Here is a 15,135-nt window from a genome sequence, read left to right on the forward strand (position 1 = left end):
CTGGCAATGGTCCTAGGATTCGCAAGTCCGGATCGATGAACGGTTTTTTGATCCCGGTCCGGGCAGGTTATTCCCGCGTGTCGTGCCGAAGTTTTCTGAGGGCCTTTTTGGATGAGGCGGCCTGCTCGTGCACCAAGCCGAGTTGCGCGGGGATGACAGGTATATCAAGAATCTTGCAAATGGCGAACCGGTGGCAGCCTTTTCCGCCGAATATCGGTCGCCCAAACCGGTCAATATGTATGTAGACGCCGCTATCTTCCCGGCTCGAGGCCTGATTGAGGAACTCGGCGCTTGTCTTGAGTCTCCTTGTCTCTTTTAGTTCGGAATAGAGCTTATCAATCTCTTCCAGTCGCCTGGAAATCTCGGCCCAGCTCCTCCTGCCATCCGCGCTGCCCCTTTTGTCCAGGAGCTTTTTTGCATGTTCTATCGCACCAGCTTCTTCCCACGACTGACCGCGTACGAACCTGTTGATGCAATAGCGCACCTTTGGATGCTCGTCCAATGGCTTTACCTGCAAATCCCAGTTCCCGGAAAGGACGCGGCCCGTGTCACTGCGGCTGGGGCTGCGTTGTGCGTAGGTTACCACCGCCGAGGGCGCTATGAAGATCCTCTCCGCGGCCCTCGGTGCGTGCCATCCGAAGAGCAGGGCATTTTTTGCGTCTCTTCGCAGGTGCTTCAGCTGTTTCCTTGAAAAAATCACGAGATGTTTTGCTACTGAGATAATGCGGCGGCCAGTTGCGCCTCCAGCCGTTTCCGCGAGAATTGTTTGTTCGACCACTCCGCACCACGCGCCCCCAGGCGGGCTCTCTCGGTCGCGGGCTTGCTTAAAATAGTCGCCATCTTGCGGGCAAGGTCGTCCGGAGATCGCCGACCGGCGATAAGCCCGTATTCGCCGATGACCTCGGGTGTCCCGCCACCGTCGACACCGATAACGGGTAAATGCGCGGCGCGCGCCTCAAGAAAGACCCGCGCGAAATTGTCACCCTCGGACGGTAGCACGAAGCAATCGAACGCGCGCATGCAGCGGGCCGCATTCGGGATTTTCCCGGTAAGCAGGACCCAATCCCGCAGCCCCAGTGCCTGGACGCGCGCCTGAATCCTGCACTCTTCGCGTCCGGTGCCAACGATCACCACCCTGAATTCGTATCCCGCGTCACGGAGAATCGCAGCGGCCTCCACGAGGTCAACCAGGCGTTTGTAGCGGTCGAACCTGCAGACGGTGCCAAAGGTGAACAGGTCACCTGCGATGTCCAACGTACGTTGGGCCTCTTCCCGGGAAAAGAGGCTGGCCGCCAGTCTCTCCGAGTCCAGGAAATTGTTAACCACCGAGACGTGCTCTTCGGAGACCCAAGGCATCAGGGTGAGTACCTTGGACCTCTGTGCCTGGGTCAGAGTGATAAAACCCGTGATACGGCTAGCGAACAGCCGGTAGAAGTGTCGCCGGCTGCGGGAGGAAACGGCCTGGAAGCCACGCAACAGAGCAATCAGCTGAGGTCGTTCCATCATAGGCAACACGGTTGCCAAGGTGCCCGTAGTGATGGCCTTATACTGGTCACAAACCAAGGTATCAATGGGATGGCCAAGCAACCATCGCCGGAATGCTCGGGCTGCGCCGATACGGCTCCCTGACAAAGCGGAGGCAGGCAGCCTCAAACCGCTGACATGATCCGCTTCGTCCTCGACCTTGAAGGAGTCCGGATCACCGGACAGGAGGCACGCGGTGACCGTGGCGCCCAGTCGGCGCAATGCGGCCATCTGCTGGCGGACATTGGGGCCGACCTCACCAGGCGTTTCCAAGAGGTAGGCCACCCGACGTCTGTTCAGCGGGCGTTCTGCTGGATCGTCGTTCATCGCGTGCGGTTTCGTTTGTTTGCCCAAGTCAGAGGGCCTGGGTGATAGCGTCAGTGACGGCTTCCAACGGGATGCTGTCCATCCGTCGGCCATCTTGAACGTGCTTTTTGCCTTCTTCCGGGGCAATCGGTTCAGTGCCCCGGATGAGGGTGCGCTTTTCCGTCAGTGGACCCCATCGGGCCGGGTCGGTGGGGCCAAACAGGCCAATGATGGGAGCGCCCGCTGCAGCGGCCAGGTGCATGGGCCCGCTGTCGTTGCCTATGAATAGCCGACACCGTTCCAATCGGGCAATGAGCGTACCCAGAGAAAGCTGTTGCACCAAGTCGATGGGCTGCTGCTTGCAAAGGGCCTTCACCGCGTCTGCCGAGGGCCGATCGGGCCCAGCCCCAACAAGCGTCGGGCGGAGCCCTTGATCGTACAGCCAATCGCAAAGCGAGGCATAACGGTCCAGGGGCCAATGCTTGTACCCCTTACCCCCTGCGACGTGCAGGCAAACGATGGTAGCTGGGTCCGGCAATGCCTGGGCCTCGAGTTCCCGACGATCTGAGCTCGTCGCGCTTACCACCGGCCAGCCCCATTTCCCGTTTAGACCCGCCGCCTGGGCGAGCGTGCCGTAGGTATCAATACGGTGGCTTCCATTAGCTGGATGCTCTGCGTGCCGATTGTACAGGCCGGCGCGGGGTTTGCCCTTTCTGCAGATCCGTAGGGGCGCGCCCGAAAGCCCGCCGAGTAAAGCGCCGGTGTTGCTGCCGCCAAAATCCGCTATCCATGAGGGCTTGGTGCCACGCACCGTGCGCAATGCACGCAGGAATTCGAGGCCCTTCTTTATCCCATTGCCGGTACCCTGAAGCTGCACGCATGGCTCGGGAAAACCCGGAATACGCTGCGCCAACGCCCAGTGTGAGGCGTTGATCACCGCTTGAGTCCCGGGCTTCTCACGGGCGATGTGGGTGAGCACAGGGCTGGCCACCAGAAAGTTGCCTAGGTGGCGGTCCAGCATTATGAGAAGGGGAGGATTATCGTCGCTCACAATGGTTCTTTTGTCGGTCTCGGTCGGGAGTGGGTTGGGCTGCCAAGTATACCGGGGGCCGGCCGTACCGTTTCTGGTGGGCGGCGCTGATGCGCTCGATTGATCGCTGGACCCGCCCGATCAGCCCCTCGGGGCGCAACGCCCGCCCTGCTGCATAATGCTGAATGACCCCATGGGCCCAGTGTTGGTCTAGGCCCAGTTCCAGCCCACTGACCAGGAAGCGTGCCAGGTCCTGTGTGGCTGCGTTGAGTCCCACCCGGGGCTTGATGCGGGCGCTGTCCAGATCCGTGATGATGACCCGGGCGTTCTGTACCAGCAAATTTCCCCACTTCAGGTCGCCATGCACCACGCCGGCATCATGCAGGCGGATTAACTGATCGACGGCGGTCTTGCAAAGCCCGGTGGTCTTGGACGTCGCTGGCCCTGACTGTCGGACAGCTGCCTCCATTGTTGCCGCCCCCATGATCGCCTCGCTCAGATACCAGGATGTGTCCTGTCCCCAGATTGCGGCATGGGGCGCCGGGATGGCCACGCCGTGGGCCTGCAGTCGTTGAGCGACTCGCCAGTTCCGGTTCACCCGATCCCGGACGGTCATCCGTTGGAGCGCACCGGCCCACGGATTATTAGGGAATCGCTTGAAGAACAGCGAAGTAGAGCCGAGGCTAATAAAGCCGCTGCAGACCTTCTTGTTCTTTTTGATGACCTTCAGCGTGGCGCCTGGCGGCGGCCAGCGGCCCCCATCAAGGGCTGCGAGGGCGGGCGAGTCGGGCGAGCAGGCGTACTGAAAGCCGTGGCCCTTACCCCGAATGGCTCTCACGGCTTTGCCTCACGGTGGCCAGGCTGGAAACGAGGCTTGGGGCCGCCACGCGCCATGCGTCGGGCCCAGCGCTGCTGACGACCGCTCTCCACGTTGCGAGCCAGTCGCCGATAACTGGCCCGGTCGAGTTTCATACCCTCTGCGTAGCCCTGCAGCATGCGCAGCTGGTCCGTGCGGCTCTGGTGGTCCCGTCGAGTCATGGCCAGTTGGACGAGGTTACGGTCTTGATCCTGCGCTTTTGCGCTGCGGTGGCTGCCCTCATTGTCCAGGTACCAAAACTCCGCTGCCTCAAGTCCCCCTTGCAGATCGCATAACACGTTGCCCAGGCGCAGGTCGCCGTGAACCCAGCCGGCCTGATGCAAGCGGGCGATTTCGGCACCGAAACGCCGGAGCAAACACCACCGCGACTTCAGCTCCAGGCGTGATGGGCCCGAGGCGCAGGTGACCAGGTCCACCATGGCGGGATGGGGTACGGCCTGGGTGAGGACGAACTCCAGGCGCGGATTGGCGCGGCCGTAGGCCAGCACGGGCGGGGTTGGGAAGCCATCCCGGCTCATCTGGATGGAGCGATCCACCGCGCGGGCACCGCGGCTACCGCGGCCCAGGGCCTTCAGTTCCTCCAGGCGATGACGGGGCAGCAGCACCTTGAGAAAGACAGGTTGCCCCTGCCATTCGCCGCGGGCCACACGGGCCTGTGCGGAACTGCCCAGAAGGGTCCACCCGGCGGGCGGATTGCCCTGTGCCAAGGCCCGTGCGCAAGCCTGCAGGTTAGGGTGGTCTCCAGCGTTCGGGAGCAACCGGGGTGCCAGTCCCAGCCATTGCAGCAGGCGATAAGACTTCATAACGGCGGTGCCTTGGGCGCTTTGCCATGCTCCCGCCGGTACTGCCAGCGTGCTCGTTCTGCTACCTGCTGCCAGAACCTGCCATGCGCCGCCAGTGTCTGCCGAAGGGTTAGGCCCTGGTAGGCACGCATGAAACGTAAGATATCCCGTCGGGTCAGCCCGATATCCAGCGCCGAGAAGTACAGTCCGCCGATATCCTTTACCCGAGCACGTTCCGGTAATTGCTTGTGGCGCTGAACCCGGTGCAGGTCCATCAGGTGCAGTCGCGGCGGGCGTGCCCCCGAAAGCACGGCGGCCTCGTCCTGGTTCAGGTCCAACCGGAAATGGCAGAGGTAGAAGTCCCGGTGGTTCATCCCGTCCTCGTGCAGGGCACGGGCGATTCGCGCCACCTCCCGGATCAGCGCCAGTTTGAAGCGGAAGGCGGGCGGATGCTCCGGCCACCGCAGGCACTCCTGCTCCAGGGTGCGGGTGCGGCCAAGGTCTCGGGTGATCACGAAAGAGCGTTCCCTGGCCGGGTTGAGCCCCCGGCGCAGGCCAAAGGCCACCGGCGGCGTGGTGGGTATGCCCAGCGCCTGCAGCCGGTGTATGGCCCGCCACTCCGGTTCGGCCCCCAGCACCGGGACTCGAAACTGCGACAGCTTGCGCAGAATCCGTCCCCAGGGCATGCCGGTGTGCACCTTGGCGAAGTAGGTGAGGCCGCCCAGCTCGAAGCGGAAGGTGCGGCGGCCATCCACGGCGCGCACCACCTCCCCGTCCAGGGCCATCACCTGCTCGAAGGGATCGCCCGGGCCAAACGCGGCCTGCAGCGCGGCCCGGAAGTCCGGGTCCAGCACCATCTCGTCCCTCCTCGGTTTCATGCCGCGGCCTGCTCCCCGTACCGGGGCCCTTCGATAACCCGCAGGGCGTGTTCGGCGCGACTGCCCAGTTCGGTCCGCCGAGCGTAGGCCAGGGCGTTGTCCCGCCAGCGGGGCCGCTCGAGGCTACCGATCATCTCCGCAAGTGCCCGGTTCATGGCGGGCTGGGAGAAGGATGGCGGTAGGACCTGTCCGCATTCGGCACGCTCGACGTGAAAGGCGTAGCCGCAGTTGCCGGTCACCAGGGCAGGCAGACCGGCGGCAATGGCCTCGACGATGGCGGTGCCGGTATTCTCCTGGTAGGCCGGGTGGAGCAGCAGGTCGGCGGCGAAGAGAAAGCGCGCCACATCGTCCCGCCCCTGCAGGAAGTGGACCTGAGCTGCCACGCCGAGCCGGTGGGCCAGCGCCTCCAGTGTTGCCGCGCGGCCCTTGCCGAGCACGTACAGATGGCTGCGCTGCCGCTGGGCCTCGGGCAGGGCGGCCAGGGCGCGGATGCTGCGGTCCACGCCCTTGCGACGAAAGTCGGAGCCCACCATCAGCAGCATCCGGTCGTCCTCGCCCAGGCCCAACTCCTGACGCAGGCCGGCACCGATGTCCGGGGCCTCCGGACCGGCAAAGCGGTCGGCGGAGACGTAGGGCGGCATCAGGTGAAAGCGCTCATCGGGGGTGCCGTACCATCGCTGGAACAGGGGCTTCTCCGCTTCGGAGAGCAGCAGGATGTGGTTGCGGGCATCGGCGCGAAACACCGCCTGCTCGAAGGCAGCGTGCTGCCGATAGCGCCCGGACCAGCGATAGAGCGGGTGGCGGGTCTGCGCCCGTTCCATGAAGCAGGGGTCGGCGTTGTAGTAGACGTCCAGCCCCGGCATCTTGTTGAAGCCCACTACCCGGTCGGGGCGGCTTTCCGCCAACCGTTCTTGCAGCCGGTTGCCGAAGAGGCGGTAGCGGGTGTGATTGCGCCAGCCGGGCACCTTCATCACCTCCACCTGCAGGTTCGGGTGATCCGGTGTCCAGCCGCTCCAGGCGAGGGTATAGACGTCAACCCGGTGGCCGCGCTCCAGCGCCAGCTCGGTGATGCGCCGGAAGTTGCGCTGTAGCCCGCCATGGGGGAAGTACTTGAACAGGGCGAAGGCCAGGTGCATCAGGCGGCCTCCCGGTGCAGCGTGGTGATGGCCTCCAGCACCCGGTCGGGGTGCATCTGCCGCAGGCAGTTCAGGTGGCCCAGAGGGCACTCGCGCTGGAAGCAGGGGCTGCACTCCAGGCCCAAATACAGGATGCGGGCGCGGCTGCTCAGTGGTGGCGTGTAGCCCGGATCGGAGGAGCCGTAAAGCGCGACCACCGGGCGCCCGGTGGCGGCGGCCACGTGCATTAGCCCCGAATCATTACTGACCACCACGTCCGCCGAGGCGAGCAGATCGATGGCCTGCGCCAGCGTCGTGTGGCCGGCCAGGTCAGTGCACCCCGGCGCCGCGTCGGCAATCTCACCCGTGATGGGGCGGTCCTTGTCAGAACCGAACAGCCAGACCTGCCAGCCGGCGGCCAGCCGGTCTCGGGCCACTTCGGCAAAATAGGCCGCCGGCCAGCGTTTGGCCGGGCCGTACTCGGCGCCGGGGCACAGGGCCAGGGCGGGGGCGTCGTCGCCCGCCAGGCCCAGCGCCTCGCGGGCGGCCGCGCGCCCGGTCGCGGAGATCTCCAGATGGGGTTCCGGCACGGGTGGGGGCAGTGGGGCGTCAGCTTCCTGGCCCAGGGCGACGAAGCGGTCCACCGTGCGGTAGAGCTTTTGCCGGTCCAGGGGGCGGATGTCGTTAAGCAGGCCGTAGCGGTGTTCTCCCTTGTAACCGGTCCGCCGGGGGATGCCGGCGGCCAGCACCGGCAGGGCGGCCTTGGCGGAGCGGGGCAGCACGATGGCCTGCTGGTAGCCCTCGTGGCGCAGGGATCGGCCGAGGCGCCAGCGTTTACCCAGAGCCAGTTCGCCGTGGGCCACAGGTAGCGGGATGGCGCGGCGCACCTCGGGCATCCGCTCCAGCAGCGGAAGGCTCCACGCCGGGGCGATGACATCGATCTCCGGAGAAGGGTGGCGCTGGCGGAGGCTGATGAACAGGCTCTGCGCCATCACCATGTCGCCCACCCACGCCGGGCCGACCACCAGCACCGGGCGAGCAGCGCTGTTGTCCTGTCCGTTTGTCACGCCCGTCGGATACCGCTCACTTATCCGACTGCCGCCGCCCCTTGCGCAGGGTCACCACATCCTCAACGGAATCCTTCAGCACGTACTGGGCACCGCAGTAGGGGCAGATCTCCTCGCCCGTCTCGTGGATGGGCAGGTAGACCTTGGGGTGGGAGTTCCACAGGTACATGCCGGGCATCGGGCAGGAGAGCGGCAGATCGTCCTGCGAGACCTCGTAGCGGTTGGCGGCGTTCGGCTCGATGAGATCGGTGCGGTCGTGGGTCTGTGGATCGGGCACGGTGCAATCTCCCTGGTGTGGGCCGGGCCGGAAACAGCACGGTCGCCCGGCGCGTTGGCTTTTGCGCGCCATTGTACAACGGGAGAGGGGGGAAGGCGCACCCGGCAATCAAACCGGGTGCGCCCGCGGGCGGGGTTCAGCTCGCGTACTGCTCGCGCAGCACGTTCTTCTGCACCTTGCCCATGGTGTTGCGGGGCAGCTCGTCGACGAAGAAGACGGCCTTCGGGACCTTGTAGCCGGCCAGTTCGCCCTTCAGCTGGCCGATCACCTTGCTCTCGTCCAGCTTGTCGCCGCTCTGCTCCGGCACCACCACCGCGGCCACCTGCTCGCCGAAGTCCGGGTGGGGCAGGCCGATGACCGCCGATTCGCGCACCCCGTCCAGGGCGTCGATGAAGCCCTCCACCTCTTTCGGATAGACGTTGTACCCGCCGGTGATGACCAGGTCCTTCGCCCGGCCGACGATAGCGAAGTAACCGTCCTCGCTCACCATGCCCATGTCGCCGGTGATGAAGTAACCGTCGTCGGTGAACTCCTCCGCGGTCTTCTCCGGCAGGCGCCAGTACCCGGAGAACACGTTCGGGCCCTTCACCTGCAGGCTGCCCACCTCGCCGGCCGGCAGCTCGCGACCCTGCTCGTCCACCACGCGGGCATGCACCCCGGGCAGCGGGAAGCCGACGGTGCCGGGGCGGCGCTCGCCCTCCAGCGGGTTGGAGATGTTCATGCCGGTTTCGGTCATGCCGTAGCGTTCCAGGATGTGGTGCCCGGTGCGCTCGTGCCACTGCTCGAAGGTCTCCTCCAGCAGCGGCGCGGACCCCGACACGAACAGCCGGATGTTGCTGCAGAGCTCCGGGGTCAGCTCGGGCTGTTGCAGCAGGCGGGTGTAGAAGGTGGGCACGCCCATCAGCACGGTGGCCTGCGGGATCAGCTTGATCACCTGGTCGGCATCGAACTTGGGCAGGAAGTAGATCTTGGAGGCACCGAGCATGGCGCAGTGGATGGCCACGAACAGCCCGTGCACGTGGAAGATCGGCAGGGCGTGGATCAGCACATCGTCATCCCGCCAGCCCCAGGCCGACTCCAGCGCCAGTGCATTGGACCCCAGGTTGCCGTGGGAGAGCATCGCCCCCTTGGGCCGGCCGGTGGTGCCGGACGTGTAGAGGATACAGGCCAGGTCATCGCGCTTCACCGGGTGCGGCGCCAGCGGCTCCGGGGCCTGTTCGGCCAGCGCTCGGGTCAGGCTGCCGCCGCCCTGGGCGTCCAGCGTCTCGACGCGGATCCCGCCCTGGGCCTCCGCCAGCCCGCGCATGGTCTCCTCGCCCGCAGGCCGCACCACCACCAGGGCCGGTTCCGCATCGTGGAGGAAGTACTCCAGCTCCGCGCGCATGTAGGCGGTGTTCAAGGGCAGAAAGACCGCGCCCGCGCGCAGGCAGGCGAGGTAAAGGGAGATGGCCTCCGGGCTCTTTTCCACCTGCACGGCCACCCGGTCACCGGGCTGCACGCCCAGCTGGGCCAGCAGGCCGGCCAGGCGGGCCGCGTGTTCGTGGACCTGGCCGTAGGTCCAGCTCTGGCCTCCGGGCACTTCCATGCAGACCTGGTCCTCACGGCCCTGACAGCGTTCATGCAGCAGGTTGTAGAGGCTCTCCGGTCCTTGCGCGAGGGGTTTAGGGGCGTTCATAGGCTTCCTCCATCAAAGTGTTCTGGTTGCGTCCCGGCTTCTTCTGGGTGGGCCCTGCGGAGCCTCTGGGACAGTTCGTCATCTTGCCCTTGACGTCTTGCATTATGAATTATACATTCGTAATTACAAGCTACAAGCATCATCCCCGGAGAGGGTCTGCAGGAGGAGCAGAAACGATGGTGGGTTCACTGAAATCGCCAGCGCTATACAGCCAGGTTGCTGATCTGGTGAGGAAAAGGATCTTTCAGCAGGAGCTGCGTCCGGGCGACCGGATCGACGAGGTTGTGCTGGCCGAAGAACTGGGCGTCAGCCGTACCCCGGTGCGCGAGGCGCTGAAGATCCTCGACGCCGACGGGCTGGTGACCCTGGAGCCGCGGCGCGGCTGCCGCGTGCGCGTGCTGGACCATAAGGACCTGGAGCAGCTCTTCCCGGTGATGGCCGTGCTCGAGGGGCTGATCGCCGGCGAGGCGGTGAAGCGCACCGACGAGCGCGAGCTGCAGAACCTGGAGCGTATCCACCAGAACCTGGAGGATGCCGCGGCGGACGGGGACATCGACCGTTACTACGAGCACAACTACGAGTTCCACACCCGCCTGCAGGAGGTCTGTGGCAATCCCTATCTCCAGCGCGTGGCAGCGGACCTGCGCCGCATTCTTATCCTCGCCCGGCACCGGCAGCTGAAGGCACCCGGACGGCTGCAGGACTCCCTGCAGGAGCATCGCGACCTGATGGAAGCCTTCCGCAAGGGCGATGCAGAGGCCGCCGATGCGCAGATGAAGCACCACCTGCTCGAACAGGGCAAGACCCTGATGGATAAGGAGGCCGTGCGGCACTGAACCGCACACCCTTTTGCAAGCGTCACCCGATTTTCAGGCGTGGCTGCGCCGCAACCTGAAAGAAAAAGGCCCGAAAGAAGGCCGCGTAGTACCTAGGCAGTAAAAAAAGGCAGTACCAAGAAACCGTCGCCGCTGGGCAACCAGATCAAAACTCAGCCCACGGCCGGTTAATCGAGAGGAAGACCAGGAGGAAGTACCGATGTCTCAGAAAAAGACCTACCGCCCGCGTTGGGCTTTCGCTGTTGCCGTCACCATGTGTGCCATGGCCACTGCCATGATTTACCCCATGAGCGCCCAGGCGCAGATGCGGCTGGATGCCTCGCACCAGTGGCCGGGTGGCCAGGGTGACGTCCGCGACGAAATGGTGCAGATCATCGCCAACCGGGCGGAAGAGGCCGACGTGGGCCTGCAGGTTCGCGTCTACCCGGGCGCCTCCCTGTACCAGCCGCGTGAGCAGTGGCCGGCCCTGTCCCGTGGCCGCCTGGCCCTCACCGCGCTGCCGCTGGCCTACGTGGGTGGCCGGGTGCCCGAGGTTAACCTCACTCTGATGCCTGGCCTGGTGCGTAACCACGACCACGCCCAGCGCATCAACGAGTCCCCCTTCATGGAGCGGCTGGAAGAGATCATGGCCGAGCACAACGTGAAGGTGCTCGCCCACACCTGGCTGGCCGGTGGTTTCGGCTCCACCGAGAAGTGCATCGTGCATCCGGATGACGCCGACGGCATCAACATCCGCGCGGCCGGTGCTGCCTTCGAGGAGATGCTCGCCGAGGCCGGTGCCTCCATTGCCTCCATGCCCAGCTCCGACATCTACACCGGCCTGCAGACCGGCGTGCTGGATTCCGCCAACACCAGCTCCGCCAGCTTTGTGTCCTTCCGGCTGTACGAGCAGCTTGAGTGCGTGACCCCCCCGGGTGACTACGCCCTCTGGTTCATGTACCAGCCCATCCTGGTCTCCACCCGCATCTGGGACCGCCTCAGCGAGGAGCAGCAGGCCGTGCTGATCGAGGCGGGCAAGGAGGCCGAGGAGTTCGCCTACGAGGCCGCCATCGAGGCCGACGAGCGCTTCGCCGAGGTCTACGAGGAGCACGGCCGTGAGGTCGCCTACATGACCGAGGAGGACTTCGAGGCCTGGCGCGAGATCGCCGAGCGCAGCGCCTACGCCAACTTCGTCAATGAAGTCGAAGGCGGTCAGGAACTGCTCGACATGGCCCTCGAGGTCGAGTAACGCCGCTCTCTCCCTGATGTCCCTGCCGGGCCCGTGCGGCCCGGCAGGGTCCACCGCACGAGAAGCATAATCCACGGGGTCGTTGCGACGACGGCACCCGCTATCGGGAGTGAGAAACATGCTTTGGTTTATTCGCGGGGTTACTGCGCTCTCCCGGGCCGCGGCCACGGTAGCCTCAATCATGATCGTCGTCGCGGCCCTGGTTGTGTGTCAGATGGTGTTCATGCGCTACGTGATGGGCACCTCGACCATCTGGCAGACCGAGTTCGTTACCTTCATGCTGCTCGGTGCCACCCTGCTGGCAAGCCCCTACGTGCTGCACGAGCGCGGCCACGTCAACGTGGACCTGCTGCCGATGCTGCTCGGTCCCAGGGGCAAGCTCGCGCTGGCGCTGATCGGCAACTTCATCGCGTTCGCCTTTATCGTCATCGTGGCCTACACCGGCTTCATGCTCTGGCTCGAGTACTTCGAGACCGGCTGGCGCTCGGAATCGGTCTGGCGCCCGCGGCTGTGGATCCCGATGACCTTCCTGCCCCTGGGCATGATCCTGCTCGCCCTGCAATACATCGCGCAGACCGCGGCCATCGTCATGGGCGTGGAGGAGCCCTTCACGCTTGAGGCCGAGCAGATCCTTAAGGAGGAGTCGGAGTCGCAGGGTGGCGCCGCCCAAAATGCCGACAAAGGTCACCCGGCAGTGGCGCAGGCCCGGCATGTGGTTGACGCCCATGGGGGGAGCGGAAAATGAATGAATTTGTACTTGCATTGGTCATTTTGGCCGTTTTGATGGTCATTCTGCTGCTGGGGACCCCCGTGGCCTTCGCCCTGGGCGCCACTGCAGTCCTCTTCCTCTTCCTGTTCGAGGGCATCTTCGCCCTGGAGATGGTGGGGGAGATGCTCTACGCATCGATGAACAAGTTCACGCTGCTCTCCATCCCCATGTTCATACTGATGGGGGCGGCGATCGCCTCGTCGCGGGCCGGTGCCGACCTCTATGAGGCGCTGCATCGCTGGCTGTACAAGGTGCCCGGCGGGCTGCTCGTCTCCAACATCGGTGCCTGCGGTCTGTTCTCTGCGCTGAACGGCTCGTCTCCGGCCACCTGTGCCGGTATCGGCAAGATGGGCATTCCGGAGCTGCGCCGGCGCGGCTACCCGGAGGGCCTGACCTGCGGGGCCATCGGTGCCGGGTCCACCCTGGGCATCCTGATTCCGCCCAGCGTGACCATGATCATCTACGGGGTCAGCACCGAGCTGTCCATCGGCCGGCTCTTTCTGGCCGGCGTGTTCCCGGGCCTGCTGCTCATCTTCATGTTCTCCTGCTGGGCGGTGTTCATGGCCTGGCGTGATGGCGCGCTGCGGAGCATGGATTCCGGGACGCATTACAGCTGGGCCGAGCGCTTTTCGATGGTGCCCAAGCTGCTGCCCTTCTTCGCGGTCATCGTCTTCATCATGTGGGCGCTGTACGGCGGGGTGGCGACACCGTCCGAGGCGGCCGGCGTGGGTGCGGTCTTCTGTGTACTGCTGGTGATCGCCATCTACAGGGTGTGGCAGCCCCAGGCCCTGTGGCGCATCCTGCGCACCACCACCAAAGAGTCGGTGATGATCATGATGATCATCGGCTGCGCGGGGCTGTTCGGCTTCATGCTCTCCCAGCTTTACGTCACTCAGGCGATCGCCACGTCGGTGGGGGCCCTGGACGTGAACCCCTGGGTGCTGATGGGTCTGATCAACGTCTTCCTGCTGATCGCCGGCCTGTTCCTGCCGCCGGTGGCCGTCATCCCGATGACCGCGCCCATCCTGCTGCCTATCGTGGTGGAGGCGGGCTTCGACCCGATCTGGTTCGGCGTCATCATGACCATCAACCTGGAGATAGGGCTCATCACACCACCGGTGGGGCTGAATCTCTATGTGCTCAAGGGTATCGCACCGGATGTGAAGCTCTCCAAGATCCTTTGGGGCTCCCTGCCCTTCATGCTGCTGATGCTGCTGTCCATCGTCATCCTCTGCTTCTTCCCGTGGATCGCCACGGGCCTGCCTGACATGCTGATGGGGCCGATGTGATGAGAAACCGTTGGTGGAATCGCCTGGTAGACCAGGTGGCGGACCGGGGGTTGGGCCTGTCACGGCCCAACCAGAACCCGGATGTCATGAAACGCCTGGAGGAGAACTGCCGCGCGCTGCTGACCAGCCGCGGCGAGGCCTCCGGGGTGGCGCTGGCCCGCGAGGTGGTCCGCGCGGTGGATGGACTGGACGAGGCGGGCAAGACCCGCTTCCTCCAGCTCCTGGCCGAGCGCTTCGGCCCGGACCGGGACACCGTGCTGGCCGCGGCCGAGCGCTTTCGCGAGAGCGATGAGACGGCGGACCTGCAGGAGCTGTTGCGGGTGGTGGAGCCGCCGCGACAGGAGGTGTTCCGGCGCCTGAACGGGGCGCCGGACGGCACCCGGGTGCTGGTGCGGCTGCGCGAGACCCTGCTGCGCCAGCTCAAGGCCCACCCGGAACTGAAGCCGGTGAACAGCGACCTGCAGCACCTGCTGAAGTCGTGGTTCAACCCCGGCTTTCTGCAGTTGCAGCGCATCAGCTGGGATCGCAGCCCGGCCCGCCTCATGGAGAAGCTGATCCAGTACGAGTCGGTGCACGCCATCCAGAGCTGGGACGATCTGCGGCGGCGGCTGGCGTCGGACCGGCGTTGTTTCGGCTTCTTCCACCCGGCCTTGCCGGACGAGCCGCTGATCTTCGTGGAGGTGGCCCTGGTCCAGGGGCTGGCCACCCACACCGCGCCGTTGCTCGATCCGGAGTCGCCCGTCGGCAACAACGACGAGGCGGATACCGCGATCTTCTTCTCCATCAGTAACTGCCAGGTGGGGCTGCGCGGCGTTTCCTTCGGCAACTTCCTGCTCAAGCAGGTGATGGGCGAACTGATCAGCGAGTTCCCCCATGTGGAGCGCTACGCGACGCTTTCGCCGGTACCCGGGTTCTCGCGCGCCCTGCGGATGGAGGGTGACTACGCGGATGGGTTCACCCGCGACCGCATCGCCGCGTTGATCCAGGACGACGCCGAGGCGCTGACCGTGGCGGCGGGTGTGTCGGACCCGGTGGATGCACTCCACCAGTTGCTGGAAGCGCCGCTGAGCCATCAGGAAGTGCTGGCGGAACCCATGTCCCGTCTGCTGCTCGCCTACCTCACACGGGTGCGCCGCCACGATACCGTGGCCGATGCGGTGGCCCGGTTCCACCTCAGCAACGGCGCGCGCCTGGAGCAGATCGACCCCTTCGCCGACCATTCACAGACGCGCATGGACGCCTCCTACGGGATGATGGTCAATTACCGGTATATCGCGGAGGCCGTGGAGGAAAACCACGAGCGGTTCGTGAAGACCGGCGAGGTGGTGCTGTCGCGCAACCTGCAGAAGCAGCAGAAGCGCATCAATGCCGCCTGGGACGGCAATGCCACCAAGACCGGCGCTTCGCGCTCCAGAACCACCGGTTGAACGGGGGCGGGTACGGCTCTATCGTTGCGGGTTCCCGAATAACCCCATAGGCTTT

Annotated in this window: 15 protein-coding genes; 5 read left to right on the forward strand and 10 right to left on the reverse strand. The window is 65.2% G+C overall.

The window, feature by feature from the left end:
* Positions 1-67: 67 nt before the first annotated feature.
* The 10 genes from DFR31_RS13820 to DFR31_RS11495 all read right to left on the reverse strand — a co-directional run bounded on the left by DFR31_RS13820 (position 68) and on the right by DFR31_RS11495 (position 9,531).
* Positions 68-778 (reverse strand): hypothetical protein, encoded by a 711-nt coding sequence (locus DFR31_RS13820; protein ID WP_147436978.1) that lies wholly within the window; start codon positions 776-778, stop codon positions 68-70.
* Positions 712-1,851 (reverse strand): glycosyltransferase, encoded by a 1,140-nt coding sequence (locus DFR31_RS11455; RefSeq protein WP_170153683.1) that lies wholly within the window; start codon positions 1,849-1,851, stop codon positions 712-714. Before DFR31_RS11455 ends, DFR31_RS13820 begins: the two co-directional genes overlap by 67 nt.
* Before the next feature lie 28 nt (positions 1,852-1,879).
* Positions 1,880-2,881, reverse strand: coding sequence for a glycosyltransferase family 9 protein (locus DFR31_RS11460; RefSeq protein WP_245971175.1), 1,002 nt, complete (start codon positions 2,879-2,881; stop codon positions 1,880-1,882).
* Complete coding sequence (locus DFR31_RS11465) at positions 2,868-3,698, reverse strand: lipopolysaccharide kinase InaA family protein (RefSeq protein ID WP_121442833.1); 831 nt, start codon at positions 3,696-3,698, stop codon at positions 2,868-2,870. The genes DFR31_RS11460 and DFR31_RS11465 overlap by 14 nt, the downstream gene beginning before the upstream one ends.
* Positions 3,695-4,540, reverse strand: a complete 846-nt coding sequence (locus tag DFR31_RS11470) for a lipopolysaccharide kinase InaA family protein (protein ID WP_211328298.1) — start codon at positions 4,538-4,540, stop codon at positions 3,695-3,697. Before DFR31_RS11470 ends, DFR31_RS11465 begins: the two co-directional genes overlap by 4 nt.
* Positions 4,537-5,397: a lipopolysaccharide core heptose(I) kinase RfaP gene (gene rfaP, locus DFR31_RS11475; RefSeq protein ID WP_121442834.1), complete on the reverse strand. Its 861-nt coding sequence runs from the start codon at positions 5,395-5,397 to the stop codon at positions 4,537-4,539. Before rfaP ends, DFR31_RS11470 begins: the two co-directional genes overlap by 4 nt.
* The gene (locus DFR31_RS11480) at positions 5,394-6,533 is read right to left on the reverse strand and encodes a glycosyltransferase family 4 protein (RefSeq protein WP_121442835.1); all 1,140 of its coding nucleotides are present in this window, start codon (positions 6,531-6,533) and stop codon (positions 5,394-5,396) included. Before DFR31_RS11480 ends, rfaP begins: the two co-directional genes overlap by 4 nt.
* Positions 6,533-7,579: a lipopolysaccharide heptosyltransferase II gene (waaF, locus tag DFR31_RS11485; RefSeq protein WP_245971176.1), complete on the reverse strand. Its 1,047-nt coding sequence runs from the start codon at positions 7,577-7,579 to the stop codon at positions 6,533-6,535. Before waaF ends, DFR31_RS11480 begins: the two co-directional genes overlap by 1 nt.
* A 16-nt stretch (positions 7,580-7,595) precedes the next feature.
* The gene (locus DFR31_RS11490; protein WP_121442836.1) at positions 7,596-7,856 is read right to left on the reverse strand and encodes a zinc-finger domain-containing protein; all 261 of its coding nucleotides are present in this window, start codon (positions 7,854-7,856) and stop codon (positions 7,596-7,598) included.
* A 136-nt stretch (positions 7,857-7,992) separates the two neighbouring features.
* Positions 7,993-9,531 (reverse strand): malonate--CoA ligase, encoded by a 1,539-nt coding sequence (locus DFR31_RS11495; protein ID WP_121442837.1) that lies wholly within the window; start codon positions 9,529-9,531, stop codon positions 7,993-7,995.
* Between the two features lie 176 nt (positions 9,532-9,707).
* Here DFR31_RS11495 and DFR31_RS11500 point away from each other — a divergent pair, with 176 nt between their 5' ends.
* The 5 genes from DFR31_RS11500 (at position 9,708) to DFR31_RS11520 (ending at position 15,080) form a co-directional block, all read left to right on the forward strand.
* The gene (locus DFR31_RS11500; RefSeq protein WP_170153684.1) at positions 9,708-10,367 is read left to right on the forward strand and encodes a GntR family transcriptional regulator; all 660 of its coding nucleotides are present in this window, start codon (positions 9,708-9,710) and stop codon (positions 10,365-10,367) included.
* Positions 10,368-10,566: 199 nt separating this feature from the next.
* Entirely contained in the window at positions 10,567-11,595 is a 1,029-nt protein-coding gene (locus DFR31_RS11505; protein ID WP_121442839.1) for a TRAP transporter substrate-binding protein, read from the forward strand.
* 118 nt (positions 11,596-11,713) lie between these two features.
* A complete protein-coding gene (locus DFR31_RS11510; RefSeq protein WP_121442840.1) occupies positions 11,714-12,340 on the forward strand; it encodes a TRAP transporter small permease subunit in 627 nt (208 codons plus the stop codon).
* The gene (locus DFR31_RS11515) at positions 12,337-13,653 is read left to right on the forward strand and encodes a TRAP transporter large permease (RefSeq protein WP_121442841.1); all 1,317 of its coding nucleotides are present in this window, start codon (positions 12,337-12,339) and stop codon (positions 13,651-13,653) included. The genes DFR31_RS11510 and DFR31_RS11515 overlap by 4 nt, the downstream gene beginning before the upstream one ends.
* A complete protein-coding gene (locus DFR31_RS11520) occupies positions 13,653-15,080 on the forward strand; it encodes a malonyl-CoA decarboxylase (protein WP_121442842.1) in 1,428 nt (475 codons plus the stop codon). The genes DFR31_RS11515 and DFR31_RS11520 overlap by 1 nt, the downstream gene beginning before the upstream one ends.
* Positions 15,081-15,135 lie beyond the last annotated feature (55 nt).

The sequence above is a fragment of the Alkalispirillum mobile genome (genome assembly GCF_003664325.1).
Classification (GTDB): Bacteria; Pseudomonadota; Gammaproteobacteria; order Nitrococcales; family Halorhodospiraceae; genus Alkalilimnicola; species Alkalilimnicola mobilis.

Bases quoted from the DNA above. Each gene is read 5' to 3' on its own strand.
- DFR31_RS11455 (WP_170153683.1), bottom strand. From the start codon at position 1,851: ATGAACGACGATCCAGCAGAACGCCCGCTGAACAGACGTCGGGTGGCC.
- rfaP (WP_121442834.1), bottom strand. From the start codon at position 5,397: ATGAAACCGAGGAGGGACGAGATGGTGCTGGACCCGGACTTCCGGGCC.
- DFR31_RS11505 (WP_121442839.1), top strand. From the start codon at position 10,567: ATGTCTCAGAAAAAGACCTACCGCCCGCGTTGGGCTTTCGCTGTTGCC.
- DFR31_RS11510 (WP_121442840.1), top strand. From the start codon at position 11,714: ATGCTTTGGTTTATTCGCGGGGTTACTGCGCTCTCCCGGGCCGCGGCC.
- DFR31_RS11500 (WP_170153684.1), top strand. From the start codon at position 9,708: ATGGTGGGTTCACTGAAATCGCCAGCGCTATACAGCCAGGTTGCTGAT.
- DFR31_RS11495 (WP_121442837.1), bottom strand. From the start codon at position 9,531: ATGAACGCCCCTAAACCCCTCGCGCAAGGACCGGAGAGCCTCTACAAC.
- DFR31_RS11520 (WP_121442842.1), top strand. From the start codon at position 13,653: ATGAGAAACCGTTGGTGGAATCGCCTGGTAGACCAGGTGGCGGACCGG.
- DFR31_RS11480 (WP_121442835.1), bottom strand. From the start codon at position 6,533: ATGCACCTGGCCTTCGCCCTGTTCAAGTACTTCCCCCATGGCGGGCTA.
- DFR31_RS11470 (WP_211328298.1), bottom strand. From the start codon at position 4,540: ATGAAGTCTTATCGCCTGCTGCAATGGCTGGGACTGGCACCCCGGTTG.
- DFR31_RS11515 (WP_121442841.1), top strand. From the start codon at position 12,337: ATGAATGAATTTGTACTTGCATTGGTCATTTTGGCCGTTTTGATGGTC.